The sequence below is a fragment of the Bradyrhizobium canariense genome (genome assembly GCF_019402665.1).
GTDB lineage: Bacteria > Pseudomonadota > Alphaproteobacteria > Rhizobiales > Xanthobacteraceae > Bradyrhizobium > Bradyrhizobium canariense.
On sequence record NZ_VSST01000024.1, the window covers coordinates 195,454 to 216,663 of the forward strand.

At 63.8% G+C, this 21,210-nt stretch carries 20 protein-coding genes; 11 read left to right on the top strand and 9 right to left on the bottom strand.

The window, feature by feature from the left end; all coding sequences use genetic code 11:
- Positions 1 to 161: 161 nt before the first annotated feature.
- On the bottom strand, positions 162 to 2,438 hold the full coding sequence (locus tag FXB41_RS14700) for a GumC family protein (RefSeq protein WP_219682242.1): 2,277 nt from the start codon (positions 2,436 to 2,438) through the stop codon (positions 162 to 164).
- 202 nt (positions 2,439 to 2,640) lie between these two features.
- On the opposite strand from FXB41_RS14700, the gene FXB41_RS14705 reads away from it, so the two are divergent.
- The 3 genes from FXB41_RS14705 (at position 2,641) to FXB41_RS14715 (ending at position 6,862) form a co-directional block, all read left to right on the top strand.
- Positions 2,641 to 3,774 (top strand): glycosyltransferase family 4 protein, encoded by a 1,134-nt coding sequence (locus tag FXB41_RS14705; RefSeq protein WP_219682243.1) that lies wholly within the window; start codon positions 2,641 to 2,643, stop codon positions 3,772 to 3,774.
- 120 nt (positions 3,775 to 3,894) lie between these two features.
- Positions 3,895 to 5,445 (top strand): undecaprenyl-phosphate glucose phosphotransferase, encoded by a 1,551-nt coding sequence (locus FXB41_RS14710; protein WP_007603472.1) that lies wholly within the window; start codon positions 3,895 to 3,897, stop codon positions 5,443 to 5,445.
- A gap of 160 nt (positions 5,446 to 5,605) precedes the next feature.
- Complete coding sequence (locus FXB41_RS14715) at positions 5,606 to 6,862, top strand: O-antigen ligase family protein (protein ID WP_007603470.1); 1,257 nt, start codon at positions 5,606 to 5,608, stop codon at positions 6,860 to 6,862.
- Here FXB41_RS14715 and FXB41_RS14720 read toward each other — a convergent pair.
- On the bottom strand, positions 6,831 to 7,307 hold the full coding sequence (locus tag FXB41_RS14720; RefSeq protein ID WP_219682261.1) for a MarR family transcriptional regulator: 477 nt from the start codon (positions 7,305 to 7,307) through the stop codon (positions 6,831 to 6,833). The genes FXB41_RS14715 and FXB41_RS14720 overlap by 32 nt on opposite strands.
- 146 nt (positions 7,308 to 7,453) lie before the next feature.
- Here FXB41_RS14720 and FXB41_RS14725 point away from each other — a divergent pair, with 146 nt between their 5' ends.
- The 3 genes from FXB41_RS14725 (at position 7,454) to FXB41_RS14735 (ending at position 10,640) form a co-directional block, all read left to right on the top strand.
- The gene (locus FXB41_RS14725) at positions 7,454 to 8,650 is read left to right on the top strand and encodes an FAD-dependent monooxygenase (RefSeq protein WP_219682244.1); all 1,197 of its coding nucleotides are present in this window, start codon (positions 7,454 to 7,456) and stop codon (positions 8,648 to 8,650) included.
- A gap of 133 nt (positions 8,651 to 8,783) precedes the next feature.
- Positions 8,784 to 9,680, top strand: a complete 897-nt coding sequence (locus FXB41_RS14730; protein ID WP_219682245.1) for an SDR family oxidoreductase — start codon at positions 8,784 to 8,786, stop codon at positions 9,678 to 9,680.
- A gap of 3 nt (positions 9,681 to 9,683) precedes the next feature.
- Positions 9,684 to 10,640: a quinone oxidoreductase family protein gene (locus FXB41_RS14735; RefSeq protein WP_219682246.1), complete on the top strand. Its 957-nt coding sequence runs from the start codon at positions 9,684 to 9,686 to the stop codon at positions 10,638 to 10,640.
- 67 nt (positions 10,641 to 10,707) lie between these two features.
- Here the strand turns inward: FXB41_RS14735 and FXB41_RS14740 are convergent, their stop codons facing one another.
- Positions 10,708 to 11,181, bottom strand: coding sequence for a MarR family winged helix-turn-helix transcriptional regulator (locus FXB41_RS14740; protein ID WP_219682247.1), 474 nt, complete (start codon positions 11,179 to 11,181; stop codon positions 10,708 to 10,710).
- 117 nt (positions 11,182 to 11,298) lie between these two features.
- Between FXB41_RS14740 and FXB41_RS14745 the strand changes: the two genes are divergently transcribed.
- Positions 11,299 to 11,772: a hypothetical protein gene (locus FXB41_RS14745; RefSeq protein WP_007603463.1), complete on the top strand. Its 474-nt coding sequence runs from the start codon at positions 11,299 to 11,301 to the stop codon at positions 11,770 to 11,772.
- On the opposite strand, the gene FXB41_RS14750 is transcribed toward FXB41_RS14745, so the two are convergent.
- The 4 genes from FXB41_RS14750 to FXB41_RS14765 are packed head-to-tail and all read right to left on the bottom strand — an operon-like array spanning position 11,756 to position 15,739.
- Positions 11,756 to 12,931: a saccharopine dehydrogenase family protein gene (locus FXB41_RS14750; protein ID WP_007603462.1), complete on the bottom strand. Its 1,176-nt coding sequence runs from the start codon at positions 12,929 to 12,931 to the stop codon at positions 11,756 to 11,758. The genes FXB41_RS14745 and FXB41_RS14750 overlap by 17 nt on opposite strands.
- 26 nt (positions 12,932 to 12,957) lie before the next feature.
- A complete protein-coding gene (locus FXB41_RS14755) occupies positions 12,958 to 14,136 on the bottom strand; it encodes a saccharopine dehydrogenase family protein (protein WP_007603461.1) in 1,179 nt (392 codons plus the stop codon).
- Between the two features lie 14 nt (positions 14,137 to 14,150).
- Complete coding sequence (locus FXB41_RS14760) at positions 14,151 to 14,933, bottom strand: DUF169 domain-containing protein (RefSeq protein ID WP_219682248.1); 783 nt, start codon at positions 14,931 to 14,933, stop codon at positions 14,151 to 14,153.
- 56 nt (positions 14,934 to 14,989) lie between these two features.
- Positions 14,990 to 15,739 carry a YdcF family protein gene (locus tag FXB41_RS14765; RefSeq protein ID WP_246648835.1) on the bottom strand — a complete coding sequence of 250 codons (750 nt, stop codon included), beginning with the start codon at positions 15,737 to 15,739 and terminating at the stop codon, positions 14,990 to 14,992.
- Positions 15,740 to 15,921: 182 nt separating this feature from the next.
- Between FXB41_RS14765 and FXB41_RS14770 the strand changes: the two genes are divergently transcribed.
- From FXB41_RS14770 to FXB41_RS14780, 3 genes are all read left to right on the top strand, one after another.
- Entirely contained in the window at positions 15,922 to 16,863 is a 942-nt protein-coding gene (locus FXB41_RS14770; RefSeq protein WP_219682250.1) for an acetamidase/formamidase family protein, read from the top strand.
- A gap of 199 nt (positions 16,864 to 17,062) precedes the next feature.
- Positions 17,063 to 17,260 (top strand): hypothetical protein, encoded by a 198-nt coding sequence (locus FXB41_RS14775; protein ID WP_007603456.1) that lies wholly within the window; start codon positions 17,063 to 17,065, stop codon positions 17,258 to 17,260.
- 72 nt (positions 17,261 to 17,332) lie between these two features.
- Entirely contained in the window at positions 17,333 to 17,812 is a 480-nt protein-coding gene (locus FXB41_RS14780; RefSeq protein ID WP_007603455.1) for a GcrA family cell cycle regulator, read from the top strand.
- A 294-nt stretch (positions 17,813 to 18,106) separates the two neighbouring features.
- Here FXB41_RS14780 and FXB41_RS14785 read toward each other — a convergent pair whose 3' ends face one another.
- The gene (locus FXB41_RS14785) at positions 18,107 to 19,663 is read right to left on the bottom strand and encodes a porin (RefSeq protein ID WP_219682251.1); all 1,557 of its coding nucleotides are present in this window, start codon (positions 19,661 to 19,663) and stop codon (positions 18,107 to 18,109) included.
- Between the two features lie 406 nt (positions 19,664 to 20,069).
- Between FXB41_RS14785 and FXB41_RS14790 the strand changes: the two genes are divergently transcribed.
- Positions 20,070 to 20,576 (top strand): MarR family winged helix-turn-helix transcriptional regulator, encoded by a 507-nt coding sequence (locus FXB41_RS14790; protein ID WP_007603453.1) that lies wholly within the window; start codon positions 20,070 to 20,072, stop codon positions 20,574 to 20,576.
- Between the two features lie 10 nt (positions 20,577 to 20,586).
- Here the strand turns inward: FXB41_RS14790 and FXB41_RS14795 are convergent.
- Positions 20,587 to 21,210 (bottom strand): alpha/beta hydrolase family protein (locus FXB41_RS14795; protein WP_376707501.1); only part of this gene is annotated, 624 nt, incomplete at its 5' end.

Below are 21,210 nucleotides of genomic sequence, written 5' to 3' on the forward strand. Positions count from 1 at the left end.
TTCGAGACGCCCGCCTCTGGCGGGCCCTCAGGACAAGGACAGAGTTCGCGGCAGCAGCTTCAACGGATTCCGATTTAGCCAAGCCTCATCCTGAGGAGACCGCGAAGCGGTCGTCTCGAAGGACGAGGCGCTCGCTCGGTCCCCACGGAGAGGCAAGGACATCACGCCGCCACGACCCGCGGCGCATCCCTCGCATCCGACGGCTGCACCGGCCTGCTCAGCATCGTCACTTCGCTGAAGCCGACGGCGCTGAGCTGCTCGCGCATCAGCGCGCGCGCATCCGGCGCCATCGACGCGTCGGGCACCACGACGGCGCGGGCATTCGCCGTCAGGAGCTCAGCCGGAAGGTCGGAGGCACTGCCGGCATCGAGCAGCACGTGGTCGTAGGCGCGCAGCAGCGCGTCGATCGCGAGCGTCACGCGCGGCGACTGCAACAGGCTGCGATCGAAGCCGGGACGGCCGGCCATGACCAGATGCAGCAGCGAAAGCTTGTCCCGGGTGATGATCTGCGCGAACGACGCCTCGCCCTGCATCAGTTCGGCAAGACCGGGGGCCGAGGCATCGACGGACACGGCGGCCATGGTCGGCGAGGACGCGGCAAGATCGACCACGACGACCCGCGCATCGCGCGCCAGGTGCCGGGCCAAGGTCAGCGTCGACAGCGTGATGGCTTCGCCGCTGGCAGTGCCGAGTACCGTAACCTTCTTCGCCATGGCTCCGGCGGCGCGGAGGCTGTCGGCCAGATGCTCGATCTCCGCGAATGCGGTGACATCGGCATCGGCCGTCATCTCCGGCTGGAGCGGCGCGGGTTCTGCCATGACTGGATCGACGACCGGCTCGACGAAGGGCTCGACGACCGCCGGCTGGACGATTTGTTCCTGGCGAGCCGACGCCCGCGTCAGCGTTGGCGCGAACACCGCGACCGCCCGGGGCGCAGTCTGGCGCAACAACTCTCCGGTGACGACGACGCCGGACGAAAGCAGCAGTGTCGCGATCGTCGCGATCAGCACGATCGGCAGCTTCTTCGGATAGGCCGGCGTGTTCGAGACGATGGCGCGCGAGATGATGCGGCCATCCGTCGGCGCGGTGTCGATGGTCTCGCGGGTGTTGGCTTCACGGTATTTCGCGAGATAGGTTTCGAGCAGGTCGCGCTGTGCCTTGGCCTCACGCTCGAGGGCGCGGAGCTGCACGTCCTGGCCGTTGGTGGCCGTCGCCTGCTTCTTGAGCTGCTCGAGGCTTGCGGACAATTCCTGGACGCGCCCGCTGGCGGCCCGCGCATCGTTTTCGAGCGTGCGGGCGAGCTTGGCGGCCTCGTCGCGGATCTGGGTGTCCAGGTCGGCGAGCTGCGCCTTCAATTCCTTGATGCGCGGATGGTTGCCGAGCAACGTCGAGGATTGCTCGGCCAGCTGGGCCCGCAACGCCACGCGCTGCTGGGAGGGCGTGCGCATCGATTCCGAGTTCAGCACTTCCGACGATTCGATCGGCTTGCCGCTCTGGATCATCTCGCGGATCAGGCGCGCCTTGGACTCGGCATCGGCCTTGAGCGCGCGCGCATTGTTGAGCTGGGTGTTGACCTCGCCCATCTGCTGGTTCGACAAGGTCGTGTTGTTGGTGCCGACGAACAGGCTCGACTTGGAGCGGAAGTCCTCGGCCTTCGCTTCGGCCTCGGAGACGTTCCGTCGCAGCTCGTCGATCCTGCCGGCATACCACTGACTGGCGTTTCGGGCCTGATCCTGACGCGCATCCTGCTGGAGCACGAGATAGCCGTCGGCGATCGAATTGGCGACGCGCACGGCGAGATCGGGATCGGCAGACTGGAATTCGATCACGATCACGCGTGACTTGTCGACGGCGTAGGCCTGGAGGCGCTCGTAATAGGCGTCCAGCACGCGCTCTTCGGGCGTCATCGAGAACGGATCGCGGCCGATGCCGATCAGCGCCGCAAGCGACTTCAGTGGCGAAATGCCTTGCAGCACCGGATCGAACTCGGGCCGCTCCGCAAGCTTGTTCTTCTTGATGATCTCGCGCGCGAGATCGCGCGACAGCACGAGCTGCACCTGGCTGGTGACGGCTTCGGCGTCGAGCGCCTGCCGTTCCTCGGCGCGATCGCTGTTGGGGCGCAGAAACACGTTCTCGCGGCCGTCGATCAGGATACGGGATTCCGACTTGTAGCGCGGCGTGATGAGATTGACGATCGCGACGGACGTGACGAGTGCCAGCACCGTCGGCACGATGATCCAACCCCGCTTGCGCGCCAATGCCGCGCCGAGCGCGTGCAGGTCGATGTCGCCGGACTCGACTGGCGCGGGCCTCGGTGCGATGGGCGCAGGCTTTGCTTCAATCGGGGGCTCGAGCTCGGCCCGCTTGGCTGCGGCCTTCGCGACAGCCCGCTCGACCACCGCCTTGTCCTTGCCGGCACGCCAGAACGCTAAACGCATCGAACACTCCCGCAGGCGCAACGCCACGAACCTACCTCAACCGAGGCGATTACACTCCATTAAGGTTGCCGCTGGGTTAATCGCAGCGCCCGGCAACTCACGCGGGTACTTCCGTCACAGTTTGTTAACCACGAGGGCTCTTAATCGTCTCGATATTTCGTCAGATTGTTCGAGCATTCGCCGTCGAGCGCTGGTTTTGATCATGCCCCCCTCTCCCGACCAGCCGCTTCGCATCCTGCACGCCGTGCGCGCTCCGGTCGGCGGCATCTTCCGCCACATCCTCGACGTCGCCAACGGTCAGGTCGATCGTGGCCACCATGTCGGCATCCTCGCCGACAGTCTCACCGGCGGTGAACGCGCCGACAAGGCCCTTGTCGAGCTCGCACCGCGGCTGAAACTCGGCGTGCACCGGATGGCGATCCGCCGCGAACCGTCGCCTGACGATGTCCTGGTCTGGTTTCGCTTGCGGCGCCTGATCGCCAGGCTCAAGCCCGACGTGATGCATGGCCACGGCGCCAAGGCCGGCGCTTTCATCCGAATGCGGCGGCGATCCGACGACACCATCCGCATCTACACCCCGCATGGCGGCTCGTTGCATTATCCCCTCAACACTTTCAAGGGCGAGTTTTACGCGCGGCTCGAGCGTGCGCTGATGGACGCGACCGACCTGTTCCTGTTCGAAAGCGCGTTTGCCCGCGACACCTATCAGCGCATCGTCGGCAAGCCGAAGGGCGTGGTGCATTGCGTCTTCAATGGCGTGACGCCGGAGGAATTCGAACCTGTCGTCATGGCCGACGACGCCACCGACCTCGCTTATGTCGGTGAGTTCAGGCACATCAAGGGCGCCGATCTGCTGGTCGAAGCGGTGGCGCGCCTGCACGAGGGCGGCAAGAAGGTCACACTGACGCTCGGCGGCGACGGCGAGGAGACCGCAGCGCTGAAAGCGCAAGTCGAGCGGCTCGGCCTCTCCAGCGCTATCCGCTTCATCGGTCACGTCAAGGCACGCTACGGCTTCTCCAAGGGGCGGCTGTTGGTCGTTCCCTCGCGTGGCGATTCCATGCCCTATGTCGTGATCGAGGCCGGTGCCGCCGGCATTCCGATGATCGCGTCCAAGATCGGCGGCATTCCCGAGATTTTCGGAGCGGAGAACCCGGCGCTGTTTGCGCCGAGCAACGCGGAGGCCATGGCGGAAGCGATTGCCGCCGCGCTCGATAATCCGCTGGGAACAGCGCAGCGCGCCTCGTCGCTTCGCGAGCGCATCTCCGCGCATTTCTCCCAGCAGGCGATGGTCGAGGGCGTGCTCGCGGGCTATCGCGACGCATTTACCAATCACTAACCATTCTTAAGACCCGCTTTAGAGAATCTTCCGATTTGTCCGATAATCCAAGGCCCAGGGGATGCTCGCCTGGGGCGCAAGGACGCGGCCCGCGGGTTTTTGGAATGGACGTGGACTCCCGTGGAACCGCTCAACGCACGCTCGATGCTCGATGCCGCGACCAGCGCCGCGGCGAAGCCGGCTGACCAGCCCTTTGTGGAGCGCCGCCAGCGGCTCTCGCTCGCCGCGCTTGACGTCGTCAACCAGAAGGTCGCCCGCGCCTATTCGCCGATCGTGATCACCGGCTTCGTACGCCTCGCCGATTTCGCGCTGCTGAGCCTCGTCGGCATCGTACTCTATCTCGGCTATGTCATGCCGCACGCCGGCTCCTTCAGTTGGATCTATCCCGCGCAGATCATCGCCGTCGCGATCTCCGCCGTGGTCTGCTTCCAGGCCGCCGACATCTATCAGGTGCAGCTGTTCCGTGGTCAGCTCCGGCAGATGACACGGATGATCTCGTCCTGGTCGTTCGTCTTCCTGCTGTTCATCGGCATCTCCTTCTTCGCCAAGTTCGGCAGCGAAATATCGCGGCTGTGGCTTGCCGCCTTTTACGTCCTCGGGCTTGCCGCGCTCCTCTGCGAGCGTCTGGTGCTGCGCTCGCTGGTGCGCGCCTGGGGGCGCGAGGGCCGGCTCGACCGACGCACTATCATCGTCGGCTCCGACCGCAACGGCGAACAATTGGTCGAGGCCCTGAAAGGGCAGGAGGATTCCGACATCCACGTGCTCGGCGTGTTCGACGACCGCAACGACAGCCGCGCGCTCGACACCTGTGCCGGCGCGCGCAAGCTCGGCAAGGTCGACGACATCGTCGAGTTCGCCCGCCGCACCCGCGTCGATCTCGTGCTGTTCGCGCTGCCGATCTCCGCCGAGACGCGCATCCTGGAGATGCTGAAGAAACTCTGGGTGCTGCCGGTGGATATCCGCCTCTCCGCACACACCAACAAGCTGCGCTTCCGCCCCCGCTCCTATTCCTATATCGGCGAGGTGCCGACGCTGGACGTGTTCGAGGCGCCGATCACCGACTGGGACCTGGTGATGAAATGGCTGTTCGACCGCGTGGTCGGCACCCTCGCGCTGCTCGTGGCCTTGCCGGTAATGGGATTGGTGGCGCTGGCCGTGAAGCTCGACAGCCCCGGCCCCGTGCTGTTCCGACAAAAGCGCTTCGGCTTCAACAACGAGCGCATCGACGTCTACAAGTTTCGCTCGATGTACCATCACCAGGCTGATCCGACGGCCTCGAAGGTCGTGACCAAGAACGACTCGCGCGTCACCCGCGTCGGCCGCTTCATCCGCAAGACCAGCCTCGACGAGTTGCCGCAGCTCTTCAACGTGGTCTTCTCCGGCGATCTCTCTTTGGTCGGCCCGCGTCCACATGCGGTGCAGGGCAAGCTGCAGAGCCGCCTGTTCGACGAAGCCGTCGACGGCTATTTCGCCCGCCATCGGGTCAAGCCCGGCATCACCGGCTGGGCCCAGATCAACGGCTGGCGCGGCGAGATCGATAATGAAGAGAAGATCCAGAAACGCGTCGAGTTCGACCTCTATTACATCGAGAACTGGTCGGTGCTGTTCGATCTCGTCATTCTGCTGAAGACGCCGATCTCGCTGCTGACCAAGAACGAGAACGCGTATTGAGTTTGTCGTGCCGGAGCCACGCTGTCATCGCCCGGCTTGACCGGGCGATCCAGTAATCACCGGCAGTGGAAACTGCCACGAAGGGCTCGGAGTGCTGGATGCCCCGCCTTCGCGGGGCATGACGGCGGAAGTTGTGTGGTAAGAATAGCGTGAGCATGTGATGGCGTATGCGGCAACAGCCGGGGAGATGAATGCAGCCGTTCGCGCTGCGCCCGGCGTGCTGGCGCTCCAGCGCGCGCTGGTATGGCTGGTCGGCGCCTCCGGCGCGATCGTCTTCATCGAGCCGAGCCCCTACGAGATCGTGACGCTGCTGGCCACCGTCACCTTCTTCGCCACCGGCCTGCGTCTGCGGCTCGCTTTGATGCCGCTGGTGCTGATGCTGATCCTGCTCAATGTCGGCTACACGATCAGCGCGATCCCGCTGTTCGAGCAGTCCGAGGTGGTGAGCTGGATTGCGACCTCCTGGTACATGGCGGTGACAGTCGTGTTCTTCGCCATGGTCACGTCGGAGGACACCGCGGCCCGGCTTGACATGCTCCGCCGCGGGCTCGTGGTCGGCGCGATGGTCGCCTCGCTCTCGGCCGTCGCCGGCTACTTCCACCTGGTTCCCGGCGGCGACGATCTCCTCACGCTGTATGGACGCGCGCGCGGCACCTTCAAGGATCCGAACGTGCTCGGCGCCTTCCTGATCCTGCCGGCACTGTTCTCGCTGCAGAGCGTGGTTTCCGACAAGGCCGGCAAGGCGTTTCGCAACGTCATCGCCTTCGGCATCATGTCGCTGGCGATCCTGCTCGCGTTCTCCCGCGCCGCCTGGGGCGGGCTGGTGCTGACATCCGCCTTCATGCTGGCGCTGATGGTGCTGACCAGCCGCACCAACGCGCAGCGCTCGCGCATCATCGTCATGGCGATCCTCGCCGCGGTGCTGGGCCTCGCGCTGATCGCGGTGTTGATGTCGTTCGATTCCACCGCCGAGATGTTCAAGCAGCGCGCGAGCTTCGACCAGAGCTATGACGAAGGCAGGTTCGGCCGGTTCGGCCGGCACATCCTGGGAGCGGAGATGGCGCTCGACCTGCCGTTCGGGATCGGCCCTCTGCAATTTCACCGCTTCTTCCCCGAGGACACCCACAACTCCTATCTCAACGCCTTCATGTCCGGCGGCTGGCTGTCCGGCATCTGCTATCCCGCGCTGGTCTTCACGACTGTCATCATGGGTGTCAGGCACATCTTCGTGCCTGTGCCGTGGCAGCGCGCTTATCTCGCGGTGTTCTCCGCCTTCGTCGGCACCGTCGGCGAAAGCTTCGTGATCGACACCGACCACTGGCGGCACTTCTGGATGATGCTGGGCGCGATGTGGGGCATGATCGCGGCCGCGCAGATCTACAAGGCTAGGGCTGGCGACGAAGCTTCTTCAGCTTGAGATCGGGGCGTTTCTCCGGCGGCGTATCGAGCAGGCCCTTCAGCGCCGCAGTCGCCGCCAGCACGCCCTTGTAGCCCTCATTGGCGAAGTGCAGCAGCAGGCGCAATTCCTGGTCGGAATAGCCGCCAAAAACCCTCTCCATCGCCTGCTGCATCGGCACGTAGAACTGGCCGAGCCTTTCTATCGCCTCCGGCACGACGGCAATGAAGACCTTGCGACGGTCGGCATCGTCGCGCTCACGACGGACCAGGCCTGCCTTTTCGAGCCGGTCGACCACGCCGGTAATGGCCCCCGTCGTCAGGCCCGTGACTTCGGCGAGCCGGCCGGCGGTGACACGGCCTTCCAGATACAGGATGTCCATGCATTCGAGGTCGGAATTGGCAATTCCGGCAACGTTCGCAACGGTCTGGCCATAGAGCACGCCCTGCGCGGACGACCTGCGCATCGCCTCCTCGAGTTCCTGCAGCAGCGCGGCGCGCGCCTTCGTCCTTGACAAGGCAGACCTCGTATCTTAGTCAATATATATCTTAGTCACTAAGATATTTAGCGACCATAATTCTCCTAGCACCACGGAAACGTCGGGAGCAAGCCATGTCCTATCCTCCCCGCAAGGCCCTGATCATCGGCGCCGGCATCGCCGGGCCCGTGGCAGCCATCCTGCTGCGCCGCGCCGGCATCGAGTCCGCGATCTACGAGGCCTGGCCCTATTCGAAAGGCATCGGCGGCGGCCTTCAGATCGCACCGAACGGCATGCAGATCATGGACGAGATCGGCCTTTCGAACGAGCTGATCAGCCGCGGCTCGATCGCGGAATCGTTCGACTTCTATTCGCAAGCCGGAGAGAGGCTCGGCTCGATCAATCGCGACATGGCGCGGCGTTTCGGCCAGCCCGCGGTCAATGTCTGCCGCGCCACGCTGAACGAGATGCTGATCGACAAGGCCTGGTGCGCGTGCGTTTCACTCTATTTCGAGAAGCGCCTGATCAAGATCGAGGATCGCGGCGACCAGCCGATCATCGCCTACTTCGCCGACGGCACCACGGCCGAAGGCGACTTCCTGATCGGCGCCGACGGCGTGCACTCAGTGACGCGCCGCCAAGTGGTGCCGGACGGGCCGCAACCGTTCGACACCGGCCTGATCGGCTTCGGCGGCTTCGTGCCGCACGCCGTCCTCGGTGGCCGACCGATCGGTCGGCACGTCGAGACCACGTTCGGGCAGAGCGGCTTCTTCGGCTATGGCTATTGCAGTCCCGATCCGAACGACGGCGTGATGTGGTGGAGCACGCAGCCGGCGCACGGCATGGACGCGGCGATGTTTCGCGCGCTCGACGATGCAACGCTGAAGCAGCACCTGCGCGGTTTCCACCGCGGCTGGCACGACCCGATCCCTGGCATCATCGATGCAGCCGAGAACATCGTGGTCACCGACACGCTCGACGTCGCCACCCTGCCGACCTGGTCGCGCAAGCGCTCGCTGCTGATCGGCGATGCCGCCCATGCGACCAGCCCGCATGCCGGCCAGGGCGCCTCGCTCGCGCTGGAAGATGCGATGCGCCTCGCCCGGTTGATGCAGCAAGGCCAGGAGCTCGGCGTCACCTTCCAGGCCTTCGAGGCCGAACGACGCCCTCGCACGGAAAAGATCGTCGCCATGGCCCGCCGCAACGGCAACAGCAAGCGCGAGTTCAGCGCCACCGGCGCGTGGATGCGAAATCAAGTGATGAAGTGGCTGCTGCCCCTGGGCGCAAAGAGCATGGAGTTCATGTACGCGTACGACGCGCGGGCGGTGTAAGCGCATCAGGTCGAACCGTACTCGGCCGCGTCATGGACGGCGCAAGAAGAACCAGTCGCAGAGCGTTGAAACATAGTCATTATAACCAATGTCACATCCATAAGCTGCATAACCATATTGGAAAGACCATCCCATGATTGCAGTGACCGGTGCCACTGGCCAACTCGGCCGGCTTGTCATCCATTCCTTGTTGAAGGCTGTGCCAGCACAGCAGATTACAGCCGTCGTCCGAGATCCAGCCAAAGCAGAGGCCTTCAAGGCTGAAGGTGCTGCCGTCCGCCCAGGCGACTACGACGATCCCACGGGCCTGGAACGTGCTTTCGCCGGCGTAAGGAAGCTGTTGCTGATCTCGGCCGGCGAGCCCGGCAAGCGGGTTCGCCAGCATGAGAACGCGATCACCGCGGCGAAGGAATCTGGGGTTGAGCTAATCGCCTATACCAGCTTGCTGCATGCAGACATTTCGACACTGGAGCTTGCCGCCGATCATCGGGCGACCGAGACGCTGCTGAAGGCGAGCGGCGTGCCATATGTGTTGCTGCGCAACGGCTGGTACACCGAAAACTATCTCGGCGCGTTGCCAATGGCGCTTGCGCATGGTGCGTTTGTCGGCTGCGCCGGCGAAGCGCGCATCGCGTCGGCGAGCCGCCTCGACTACGCGGATGCCGCCGCCGCAGTCCTGACGTCGCGGGAGGATCAATCGGGCAAGGTTTACGAATTGGCGGGCGACGAGCCCTACACGCTTGCCGAACTGGCGGCCGAAGTTGCGCGCCAGACAGGCAAACCAATCGTCTACAGGAACATGTCGGAAGCAGGGTTTGGTGAGGCGCTCATTGGCGCGGACCTTCCCGAGCCGGTGGCGCGCATGCTCGTCGGGTTCGACATCGCAGCGGCAAAGGGCGATCTGTTCGACGATCGGCGCGACTTGAGCGACCTTATTGGTCGTCCGACGACGCCGTTGCGCGCGGCGGTCTCCGATGCACTTGCAGCGGTGGCCCTCCAAGCGCCACCGCCTGTCGCCGTGAAGGGATAGTCAATGCGAGCTGCAATTGTTCATTCGTTTGGTTCTTCACCGACCTTTGGCGAGTTTGCAGAGCCTTGCGCGGAGGCTGGCGAAACGGTCATCGACGTTCTCGCCGCGCCGCTGAGCCCGATCGTGAAAAGTCTCGCCGCGGGCAAGCACTACACGAGCAATACCAGTTCGGGCAGCGCTGGCTTCGTGCCTGGTGTCGATGGGGTTGGGATGAATTCCACCGGTGAACGGGTGTATTTCATATTTCCCAAGTCCCCGTTCGGCTCCATGGCGGAGAAGTCGCTGGTCGCATCGAGCGCGACCGTGCCTGTGCCCGATGGTATTGACGACGCGCGGGCGGCTGCCGTCGTAACCAGCGGGCTCTCTTCGTGGGTTGCGCTCACGCGCCGTGCGAAGTTCGTGCGGAGCGAGGCCGTGCTGATTAACGGTGCGACCGGGTCGGCGGGAAGCCTGGCGGTTCAGATCGCCTCCTATCTGGGCGCCAGCAGGATCATCGTGACCGGGCGAAATGCAACCAAGCTCGCCGCGTTCCCCAAGACGGTCGAGACAATCCGACTGGACGAAAATGTGGACGCTTCGCTGCAACGCGCGTTCTCCGAAAAGATCGATGTAGTTCTCGACTATCTCTGGGGGGAGCCCGCAACCAGAGTCATCGCTGCGGCAACGGACGGACGCGGATCTCGCAGTGGAGAACCTGCCATTCGTTACGTCCAGCTCGGCTCAATCGCTGGAGAAACAATCCCACTTTCGGCGCATGCGCTGCGCAGCTCTGGCCTGGAGATTCTTGGCAGCGGGATCGGCAGTCTCTCGATTTCGGAACTGATCTCGGGGGCCGGAGAACTTTTGGCGGCTCTGCCAGCCGGCGGTTTTGACACCCCGGTGAAGACGTTGCCCCTCACGGCGATAGCCGAGGCCTGGAACGACGCTGCGGATGACCACCGGATTGTCTTCCGACCATAGACCTGCTCAATCTTCGAATCCCCGATCATTCGGCTCCACGTGAGCGGACGTCGGCACGAGGATTCGCTCAGGCGCCTGTAGCACTCTCCTCGTCTTCAAGCTTCTTGCGCAGCGCCTTCATGAGGCGACCGGCGATCCTGAGGTCTTCCATCGGGAGACCTTGCACCAGGGAGTTGATTCTGGGGTCATACAGGCGGATGGCAGCGTCGTAAGTCTTCCGTCCCTTGTCCGTCAGCACCACAAGGTGCGCGCGACGGTGATGTGGATTGGGCTCGAACGTAACGAGCCCTTCCTGGGCCAGGTCATTGACGATGCGCTGAACGTTCTGGCGGTTCGCTCCGAGGTCGCGGGCGAGCCAGGCGACCGGCTGGGCGCGGTCCGCGGCTACGATTGCCCCCAGAATTTGCCAGCGCGCGCTGGTCAGGCCGAGCGGAGCGACCAGCCGGTCGCCCCACGTCACGGTCAGGTTGTTGACCCTGAACAGATCGAGAATGAGCTCAGTCAAAGCATCACCGGCCGGGGATCGCTTGGTAGCGCGCATATTGTTACCATGCCTTAGTTGACATCATAATGTCAATATGGTTCTCTGCAGCATAAATATCGACATCATCATGTCACATTGAACAGGCTGGCCGTCTTCGGTCAAGGGAACCCAATCATGATCAAGGTGATCCATCCCATTGCTGGCGCAATCGCGCTTCTGACCATCTCGACATTTTGGTTGTCGACCGCACTCAGCGAGCTTTTCGCATCCCAAGCCGTCATCACCGCCGTCAAGACCGCCATACCATGGGGCTTTCTTTTGCTGGTCCCGGCGCTGGCGGCGGCGGGGGGCACGGGCCTTACGCTGGCACGGGGTCGGCGAGCCGGCCTGGTCGGCGCCAAGATCAAGCGAATGCCGCTGATCGCCGGCAATGGCGTCCTGGTCCTCGTCCCCGCCGCACTGTTCCTCGCACATAAGGCGAGCGCCGCCGAGTTTGATGCAGTCTTCTATGCGGTGCAGGCTGTCGAGCTTGCCGCAGGAGCTGTGAACATCACCTTGCTCGTGCTCAACACGCGAGACGGCTTGAGGATGAAAGGTCGGTTTCGCCGCCTGGGAGAAGGGAAGGTGACAGCTACTTCTCCACCGTGAACGTCAGCCCTGCATTCTCCTGCAGCCGCTTGATCAGCCTGTGCTGCATCGCTGCTCCCGGGGTCCAGAGGCCGGCCTCTACGTTCGGCGTGTCGCGCAACAGGCAGATTGCGCATTCGGAGATGATCTTCGCCGTCGACGCATAACCCGGATCGAGATCGCCCTTGACTGCCGCGCGAACCTGACGGCCATCGGAAGCAATCGCGACATAGAGCAGGTCGTAATGACCGTTGTCGCGCTCCTCCTTTGAGGGGCCTTCGCCGGGCTTGAGCGCTTCAGGACCGGTCTTTTCGCTGTTAGCGGCCATGACGCGCTTGGCGTTGGCCTGCCCTTCCTCCCCCGCCCCCGTCAGCACCATTTCGTCGTAGACAAAATCCCGGCCATACGGGAATCCCATCAGCAAGTTGGAGCGATGGACATTGCGCGTGTTGAGGATCGCCATCGCGAACGGTGCGGACCAGGATTGCAGGTCCTCCTCGAAGATGGGCCTGTTGCCGCGCGGCTGTTTCGGTCCCTCGAAGCCCGGCGTGAAGGCAAATGGGTCTTTGAGGATCGACACCAGGCTGAGGTCCTGCGCCACCGCCTCAAAGGTGACCCTTGCACTTGCCGAAGTGCCGCCGGAGAATTTCCAGCTGAGGTCGCGGACGCGGCCCTTGACGCGCGGTGCCGGTGCGCCGAACGCGCGCTTGGCCTGCTCTTGCACGAAGAACGCACCGAGCTCGAACGGCACCGAGTCGAATCCGCAGGAGAACAGGATCCGGGCGGCGCTCGCTTTCGCTGCGGCTTCATGCTTGTCGATCATCTGCTTCAGCCAGATCGGCTCGCCGCAGAGATCCATGTAGTCGGTGCCCGACGCGACGCAGGCGGCAAGCAGATCGGAGCCATAGAGCTGGTATGGACCGACCGTGGTGACGACCAGCTTCGCCTGATCGACCATCGCCCGCAATGACGTAGAATCGGCTGCGTCCGCAACGATGAGCGGCGTGTCGGCAGGCGCGCCGATCGCATCGCGGACCAATGCGAGCTTGTCACTGCTGCGACCCGCCATCGCCCATGTCGGCGCGCCGTCACCGACGTAATGCGCGGCCAGGTACTCGGCGACGAGCTGGCCAGTATATCCGGTTGCGCCGTAGACGACGATGTCGAATTTTGCGGACACGGATCGGCTTCCTGGGATCGTGGGCTTTAAGCTTCCACAGCGAAGGTCAGCCCAGCATTCTCCTGCAGCCGCTTGATCAGCTTGTGCTGCATCGCCGCGCCCGGGGTCCAGAAGCCGGCTGCGACGTCGGTCGTGTCACGCAGCATGCAGATCGCGCATTCGGAGATCATCTTCGAGGTCGACCCGTAGCCGGGATCGCGGTCGCCGGTGACGCCGGCGCGAACCATGCGGCCATCGGGCGCGATCGCGATATAGAGCAGATCGAACAGACCGTTGTCGCGCTCTTCTTTCGACGGCCCCTCGCCGGGCTTCGGTGCGTCGGGGCCGGTCTTGCCCGCATTGGCAGCCATCACGAGCTTGGCGTTGGCCTCGCCCTTCTCGCCGGGACCGGTCAGGACCATCTCGTCGTAGACGAAGTCCTGGCCGTAGGGAAATCCCATCAGCATGTTGGAGCGGTGAACGTTGCGCGTGTTGATCAGCGCCATCATGAACGGCGCCGCCCAGGATTGCAGGTCCTCCTCGAAGGCGGCCCTGTTGCCTTTCGGCTGCTTCGGGCCGGTGAAGCCGGGCGTCAGCGCAAAATGATCGTTGAGAATGGCGACAAGGCTGAGATCCTTGGCCACCGCATCGAAGGTCGCCTTCGCGCTCGCGGCGGTGCCGCCCGAGAGCGTGCCGCGCATGTCGCGCACACGCCCTTTCACCCGCGAGGCCGGCGCGCCGAACACACGTTTGGCTTCTTCCTGGACGAAGAACGTGCCGAGCTCGAACGGCACGGAATCGTAGCCGCAGGAAAACACGATCCGCGCGCCGCTCTCTTTTGCAGCCGCCTCGTACTTGTCGATCATCTGGCGCATCCAGATCGGCTCGCCGCAGAGATCGAAATAATCCGTGCCCGTGGCCACGCAGGCCGCGAGCAGTTCCTCACCGTAGAGCTGATACGGCCCGACGGTGGTGATCACCGACATCGTCCGTTCCGCCATCGCCTTCAGCGAGGCCGCATCCGACGCATCCGCGACAATAAGCTCTGTATTCCCGGGCGCGCCGATCGCATCGCGGACCGATTTCAGCTTGCCGAGGCTGCGGCCCGCCATCGCCCATTTGAGCGAATGGTCGCTCTTGTAATGCTGGGTCAGGTATTCGGCGACGAGCTGGCCGGTAAAACCGGTCGCGCCATAGACGACGATGTCGAATTTCGCAGAGCTCATGGTCGGCCTTTGCTTTACTTCTTCGCGTAGCTCACGCCCATGCCGGCACGGACGTCGCTTTGGATACCATAGGGCGGGATCGGATAACGCAGTCCGTTCTTGGCCAACGCCTTCATGCCCACAACCGCCTTGGCGAGATGCTCGGGCTTCAAGGCCATCAGCATCTCCTCGTCCGGCACGCCGCCATAGCGCCGTTCGGCATAGCATGGCAAGGACAGGCTGGGCTCGCCGCTTTTGAGCGCCCTGCCCCAGGAATCGGCGCAGGCGGTCTCGCCGACCACGCCCCATTCGAACTTCTTGTAGCCGGTATATTGCAGCCCGTTGATCAGGATGATCATCTGCCCCGGCGTCGCATAGACGAGACAGATGTCCGGCGGATCGAGCCGGCCGCTCGCCAGCGGACTGACCGCGAGCGCCTGATATTGCCCGAACGGAACCACGTCCAGCGCCTCCTGGCGCTTGCGCGCGTCCTCGGCCGTGCCGTGCCAGACCCCGACATAGTTTTCGCCGGCGAGCCATTTCTCATCCTGCGGTGCAAGGCCGATCACCGCGCGGCACTGCGCGCCGACGAGATCGTCGGCGGTGATGCCGACAGTCCAGCCCAGACGCGCAGCCATGCTGACGATCTGGTCGGTGGTGTGGACCGCGTTCGGCCGCCGGATCTTCGGGATTGCCTCCATGTCCGCGGTCCGCGCGAACAGCTTCATGCCGATCACCGTGGTCTTCAGCCGCAACAGGCTGTTGAGATCGGCGACGAGGCCGGCAAGATCGATGCTGTCTGCACTCTGCTGTTGCATGGCGTCCTCCCGGCCGGCAGTCGCGCGCCGGCGCTGATATTGCTTGTTGAACGGTTCTAGTCCTTCGCCGGTCCCGGGAGCAACTCGCCAGTGCGGCCCATCAGGCGGTAGGCGAGGAGCCCGATCCATTCGCGCACGGCGACCTCGGTTCGGCCGAGCCCGTCCGTGCCGACATTGGTGAAAGAGAAGAGATCGTCACGGCCGCCCATTCGCCAGTCTACGGGATAGGCTTCGACGTCAAATCCCGCCTTGCGAAAGATCCCCATCGAACGCGGCATGTGAAAGGCCGAGGTGACCAGGAGCCAGCGTTCGCCCGGTTTCGGTGATACCAATTGCCTGGTGAAGATCGCATTCTCGTAGGTGTTGCGAGAGTCCCGCTCGAGGATCAGGCGCTGCTTCGCGATGCCCAGATTCTCCAGGATCGGCGCGGAGTAGTCGGCCTCCCGGGAGTCCGTCGAAACCAGGTTCGCGGTGCCCCCGGTGAAAACAACGCGCGTGTTCGGATAGCGGCGCGCGAGCTCGGCCGGCGCAAACAGGCGATCGGCCGCGTGCGCCACGACCGGCGTGCGGTGTGCCGCCGACAGATCGGTGTCGACCGAGCCGCCGAGCACGATGATGCCGTCGGGCGCACCGCGCGACGGATCCCACGGCGGAAAACGCGACTCCAGCGGATAGAGCAAGAGGTTGCCGAGCGGCGAAAACGCGGCGAGCGCCAGCATGATCAGCGTGGCCGCGGCGAGCTTGCGGCCGAAGGCGGCAAAGCGCGTCGCCATCAGGACGACCGAGACGATTCCGAGCTCGATCATCAAGTTGATCGGCAGCACCGCGGCGCCGAGGGTCTTGGACAGGACAAAAAGCAGGGGAGCCTCGCTGGAATGGTCGTGCCTGTTGCGCGCGGGCTTGACCCGCCCGTCGATCTTCAGAAAGCTTCTTGGAAGAGGATCGATTGCCTGGTCAAGCCCGGGCCTGTGAAACGGACGGACGCCACATGACCCATCACCACCTGCATTCCAGCCCCGAGACCTGTCATTGGGGCTTCTTCGAGGCTGCGCTCAAGCCCGTCCTCACCATCGCGAGCGGCGACGAGGTCACGGTCGACACCATCAGCGGCGGTCCGGATATGCTGCCCGACCGCAGCAAGTTTCACATTCCGCCCGAGATGCACGAGGTTCATGCCGAAAACGAGCGCATGCTCCCCGGCCATATCCTCACCGGCCCGATCGCGGTCGAGGGGGCCGAGCCTGGCGACGTGCTCGCGGTCGAGATCCTCGACGTTCAGCTCCGGCAGGATTGGGGCTGGAACATGATCAAGCCGCTGTCCGGCACCCTGCCCGACGATTTCCACGAGACGCGCATCCTCAACATCCCGCTCGACCGGTCGCGGATGGTCGCCCGCATGCCGTGGGGGCTCGACCTGCCGCTCAAGCCGTTCTTCGGCGTCATGGGCGTTTCACCGCCTCCCGCCTGGGGCCGCATCTCCTCGCTGGTCCCGCGCGCCATGGGCGGCAATCTCGACAACAAGGAGCTTGGCGCCGGGGCGACGCTGTACCTGCCGGTGTTCGTCCCGGGCGCGCTGTTCTCCTGCGGCGACGGCCATGGCGTGCAGGGCGACGGCGAGGTCTGCGTCACCGCGATCGAGACCGCACTCCAGGGCCGCTTTCGCCTGACGCTGCGCAAGGACCTCAGGCTCGACTATCCCCGTGGCGAGACGGCGACGCACTACATGACCATGGCCATGGACCCCGACCTCGACCAGTGCGTGGTGCGGGCGCTGCGCGACATGATCGTGCTGCTCGGCGAAAGGCGCAATTTGACGCGCGAGGACGCCTATACGCTGTGCAGCCTGGCGGCTGATCTGCGGGTGACCCAAACCGTCAACGGCTCCAAGGGCATCCATTGCATGATCGAAAAGGCGATCGTGCACGGCTGAGCCGACCCGCCCACGCCTGACCGGTCGAAGCTACGCCGCCGCCTGCCTGCCGCGCGGCGTGCCTTGTCATGCCTAATTTCCCTCGCGATTCCAACAGGCTGAACACGGGCCGCAGCCTGCATTTGACTTCTGCCTCTAAACCTAAATAGAGTCTTAATCGTAACTTTTATGTACCCGCGTATGAGGCTAGCGTTCGTCCATGGCCACCGAAAAAGCCGAGACTGACCGCATTCCCGTAACCTTGGCGCTCTCGACCATCACCTATCTGGAGAAGCTGGTGAGACAGGGCACCCACGGCACCAGCGTTCCCGGCGTCGCACGTACCTTGATCGAGGAAGGCATCCGTCTCGCCATCAAGGACGGGCTTTTGTCGATCCGCGACAATGGCAGGACGTGAGCGCGCGCCGAACGTGAGGCGGACGGATCTCGAGAGGCGGATGGCCGACATCTGCAACCTGGGACCGCACCAATGCCTGTTCTCTCACCAACCTGGACCGACGAACGACTTGAACTTTTGAAGCAGCATTTCGAGGCCGGCCTCTCCTGCCGCGAGATCGCCGCCGACATCGGCGTCAGCCGCAATGCCGTGATCGGCAAGCTGTCTCGCCTCAATCTGACGCGCGGCCGGACCATCGACGACCGCAAGGTTCAGGACAGGGGCTTGGCGCCTTCGCGCACGCCGCGGACCGTGCCGCGGCTGCAATACGAGATGCTCGCCACGATCTATGGCGAGACCAGTGCGCCGATGGTCGCCGCTCCGATCGACGACGCCAATCGCTGCTCGCTACTCGAACTTGCCGAGAACCGCTGCCGTTGGCCGATCTCGACGCCCGGCGCCGACGATTTCTGCTTCTGCGGCAACTCCGCGCCCGACGGCCAGTCCTATTGCGCCGGCCACAGCCGCCTCGCCTACCGGCCGAATTCCCGCGCGCGCGTCATGCGCGCTTAGAACCATATCCTAGAGCCGTGTCCTCAAACGAAAAACCTCCGGCAGGGCATTGCCGGAGGTTTCTGGAGGTTTAGCATCAAGTCAGAGCCGCAACTTTCGTCATCGGCTTCGAGTTATATAGCTTAGTAACTCAGGTAAGTAAATAAATTTGGGGCCGATCGAATCGCATGGCTCGTCTTCGTCGCCCGCACAGGCTGCCGGATTTCCGAAAGCCATCTTCGTAAAGAAGCTCATCTCATAAAAAAAGCCCCGGCGGTGTCCCGCCGGGGCTGCGTCATATCCGAAGATCAAGGCTTACCAGTTGCGCTGGGCGCGAACCAACAGGCTGTAGGTGTCCTGGTCCTTCAGCTCATAGGTCGCTGCAGGCTTGGCAACGCTGGTGAGCGCCGGCGTCGTGATCACGCCCGAGTACTTCTGGTCAAGATGGCTGTAGGTGAAGTCAGCCGAGAAGGTCAGGTTCTTGACCGGAGTCCAGCGGGTGATGACACCGATCTGGCCGATGTTGAAGTCCGGGTTGCAGGTGCCGGTCAGGGTCGCGAACGCGGCGCTGCCGCAGATCATGCCCTTGGCCGTGCCGCTGTAGTTGACGGCAGCCCACGCACCATACAGCGCCGAGTTCCAGTACGGGCTCCAGTTGTGGGTGTAGGCACCACGGAAGCCGTAGGTCTTGGTCAGCTCGAGGCCGCTGCCGGGTGCGAACACCGCGTCAGACACGCCGGCGAAGCCGATGCTCTGATACGCGCCGCCCGAACCGCCGAACATCGAGTAGTTGGTCGCCGCCAGCTCCTGGAAGTTGTAGCGGCTCGCGCCGTCGGTGTAGACGCCCGAGATATTGATCACGTCGCCTGCACCGGTCGGGATGTTCTTGATCGACAGAGCCAGCTGGACGGCCCAGCCCCACTTGTCTTCGGGATGACCGGTGGCTTCGCTCGCGCCGTAATAGGCGACGTGGTTGTCGTGCGCCGCGACCGAGGCCTGGAACAGGCCCCAGGCCTGGTCGACGCGGAGCGTGCCGACGAGATCGGGGGCGCGGGTGCCGCCGAGATCGTTGGAGCCGTACGCACCGCCGAGGACGCCGGCGGTGGACATGCCGGCAGTGTTCCAGAGGGCGGTCTGGAAGACCTGCGTCTGGTCCTGCGCCGAGACGATCGCCGTCACGCCCTGGCCGAGATCGGCGGTGTAGGTGAACTGGGCAACACCGTTGGTGGTGCCGCTGCCGCCCACGAGCTGGTCGAAGTTGTTGCCGGGATAGTTGATCCAGGGCGCGTCGAACTGCGACACGGCCTTACCCATGGTGAAGCCGGCGAACTGGATGAAGGCGTAGTAGACACCGAGCGCGCCGCCCGAAATGCCGCCGTCGGTGCCGTTGATGGCGCCGCCGCTGGACCCGATCAGGCCCGTGCCCGCGGCATTGAGGCCGAGCGTACTGCTGTACTGGGTGGCACCCGTTCCCGAGCCGGCGCCGACATAGTTGCCGGTCGTCCAGGTGAAGACCGCATCGAAATAGGTGCGGACAACGCCGTACTCGGTCGCGGTGCGCGTGTCGATGTTGAGATCTTCACGAGCGCGCATCGAATAATAGTTCGTCAGGCGGTTGTTGGCCGCGAAAACGTTGTTGTACTGGGCGCTGTAATTGCCGCCGGCATTGAGCGCCACTTCGGCACGCAGATAGCCGCCCAGCTTGATGCAGGTGTCGCTGCCCGGGATGTAGTAGAAACCCGCGCCGTAGAGCGAGCAGACCTTCACGTACTCGACCGCCTTGGCCTTGACCGGAAGATCAGCCGCCTGAGCTCCACCGACGGCGATCAGACCCGCCGCAGTGCCGAGCAAAAGGCTCTTCACCACTTTCATATTAAAACCTCCAAGTTGCTCATGTTACGAAGACCGGACCGTGAGGCCCCCCAGATCCCCGTCTTTCAAAATCCGCTCGGCCGCTTTGCGCTTCGGACACACCCTCTTTCGAAGCGAGGGACGTGAGCAAACCACCTGGCAACGGGACGATCGAGTACCCCCCACCGTCACGACGCAATATGCCTGCGCCGTTCACTAATCAAAATACCTTATTTAATAAGGTTTGTTATTTCGCTAAAACTGTGCCCTGTACGCAACACCGCAGTGAGGCGATTCCGTGAGCTGATCATCTTTGTAGTTTTAGTGACGAAATTACCCTGCCCTGCACTTGCGTCAGAGCAGGCTTGCGTGGACTATGGCTTGCACGACACCGGCCGCATACAAATCAGATCACGGGAGTGACGCTGTGTCAGCGACGAGGAAAGAAGGGGCGCGCCTCCGCTCCATCGGCAATCTGGATATCATCAGGCGCTTCACCTGGGAGATATCGTCGATCAACATGTATCTGGAGGAGCTGCGTCAGTTCTGGGCGAGAACGCTTGGCATCAGCGGTCCGCAATGGCTGATCCTGATGGCGATCTCCGACCTCGACAAGGACGACGGCATTCCGGTCAACGTCGTCTCGAAACTCCTCCACGTCGATCCGTCGTTCGTCACCACCCAGTCCAAGCTGCTCGAGAAGAAGGGCTTGTTGCGCCGTCGCCCCTCGCCGACCGACGCAAGGGTGGTCCGGCTGTCCCTGACCGAGAAGACGCAGAAGCACCTGGCGAGCCTCAACGAGCAGTACAAGACGATCAAGGAATTCGTCTTCCAGGAGTTCGACGAGAAGGAACTGACGGAATTCACGACCAAGCTCGCGATGCTCAAGACCCGCCTCGAAAAGGCCTGCGTCCGCCTGACCCTCGACTTCTGAGGTAACGTCCCTAGATGCGCCCCGCGGCGCCGAGCCGCGATTCGAGCCAATCGAAGATGTATTCATTGGCAAGGCTCGGATTGTCCGCATGGGCCTGTGCCGCGCCGGTTTCGGCCGCGGTGAACACCTTCAACATGACATCCGAACTGCCGAGCCGGGACGTCTGGACGATCTGACGGGCCCGATCGGCCTTGAGCCAGCCGTCCTCGCCGAGCGTGATCAGCACCGGACAATCGGCGCTGGAGGCCATCAGCGGCGCATGCGGCACCGGAACGATGCTGACGTCGCTCATCGCGAATCGGCTGGCAAAGAAGGCCCGCTCGTGCAGATCCCACAGGCCGCCATCGCAGACGGCGGCCGCAAGCCGCGGCTCCTGCAACACCGCGCGGGCCACGAAGGAAGAGCCCCAGCCATCGGCGACGATCGCGACGCGCTCGAAATCAACCTCGCTGCACGTCTCCAGATAGTCCATGACGCACGGAATCGCACTCTCGAGATCCCGGCGCCGCAACAGCGCGTCGAGATAGTCGTCGCGCTGGTCGCCGAGCAGGTCCAGCGCCAGCAGCGAGAAGCCGCGCTCGCGCGCATGCGGCACGAGCTTGAACAGAAATTCCTCCTTGCGGTGGCCGGGCTC

Coding starts and splice junctions, on each gene's coding strand:
- FXB41_RS14725 (WP_219682244.1), top strand. CDS start 7,454: ATGTCCTATCCTCCCCGCAAGGCCCTGATCATCGGCGCCGGCATCGCC.
- FXB41_RS14700 (WP_219682242.1), bottom strand. CDS start 2,438: ATGCGTTTAGCGTTCTGGCGTGCCGGCAAGGACAAGGCGGTGGTCGAG.
- FXB41_RS14755 (WP_007603461.1), bottom strand. CDS start 14,136: ATGAGCTCTGCGAAATTCGACATCGTCGTCTATGGCGCGACCGGTTTT.
- FXB41_RS14735 (WP_219682246.1), top strand. CDS start 9,684: ATGCGAGCTGCAATTGTTCATTCGTTTGGTTCTTCACCGACCTTTGGC.
- FXB41_RS14715 (WP_007603470.1), top strand. CDS start 5,606: ATGGCGTATGCGGCAACAGCCGGGGAGATGAATGCAGCCGTTCGCGCT.
- FXB41_RS14785 (WP_219682251.1), bottom strand. CDS start 19,663: ATGAAAGTGGTGAAGAGCCTTTTGCTCGGCACTGCGGCGGGTCTGATC.
- FXB41_RS14780 (WP_007603455.1), top strand. CDS start 17,333: ATGCCTGTTCTCTCACCAACCTGGACCGACGAACGACTTGAACTTTTG.
- FXB41_RS14740 (WP_219682247.1), bottom strand. CDS start 11,181: ATGCGCGCTACCAAGCGATCCCCGGCCGGTGATGCTTTGACTGAGCTC.
- FXB41_RS14745 (WP_007603463.1), top strand. CDS start 11,299: ATGATCAAGGTGATCCATCCCATTGCTGGCGCAATCGCGCTTCTGACC.
- FXB41_RS14775 (WP_007603456.1), top strand. CDS start 17,063: ATGGCCACCGAAAAAGCCGAGACTGACCGCATTCCCGTAACCTTGGCG.
- FXB41_RS14730 (WP_219682245.1), top strand. CDS start 8,784: ATGATTGCAGTGACCGGTGCCACTGGCCAACTCGGCCGGCTTGTCATC.
- FXB41_RS14705 (WP_219682243.1), top strand. CDS start 2,641: ATGCCCCCCTCTCCCGACCAGCCGCTTCGCATCCTGCACGCCGTGCGC.
- FXB41_RS14760 (WP_219682248.1), bottom strand. CDS start 14,933: ATGCAACAGCAGAGTGCAGACAGCATCGATCTTGCCGGCCTCGTCGCC.
- FXB41_RS14720 (WP_219682261.1), bottom strand. CDS start 7,307: ATGCGCAGGTCGTCCGCGCAGGGCGTGCTCTATGGCCAGACCGTTGCG.
- FXB41_RS14770 (WP_219682250.1), top strand. CDS start 15,922: ATGACCCATCACCACCTGCATTCCAGCCCCGAGACCTGTCATTGGGGC.
- FXB41_RS14765 (WP_246648835.1), bottom strand. CDS start 15,739: ATGATCGAGCTCGGAATCGTCTCGGTCGTCCTGATGGCGACGCGCTTT.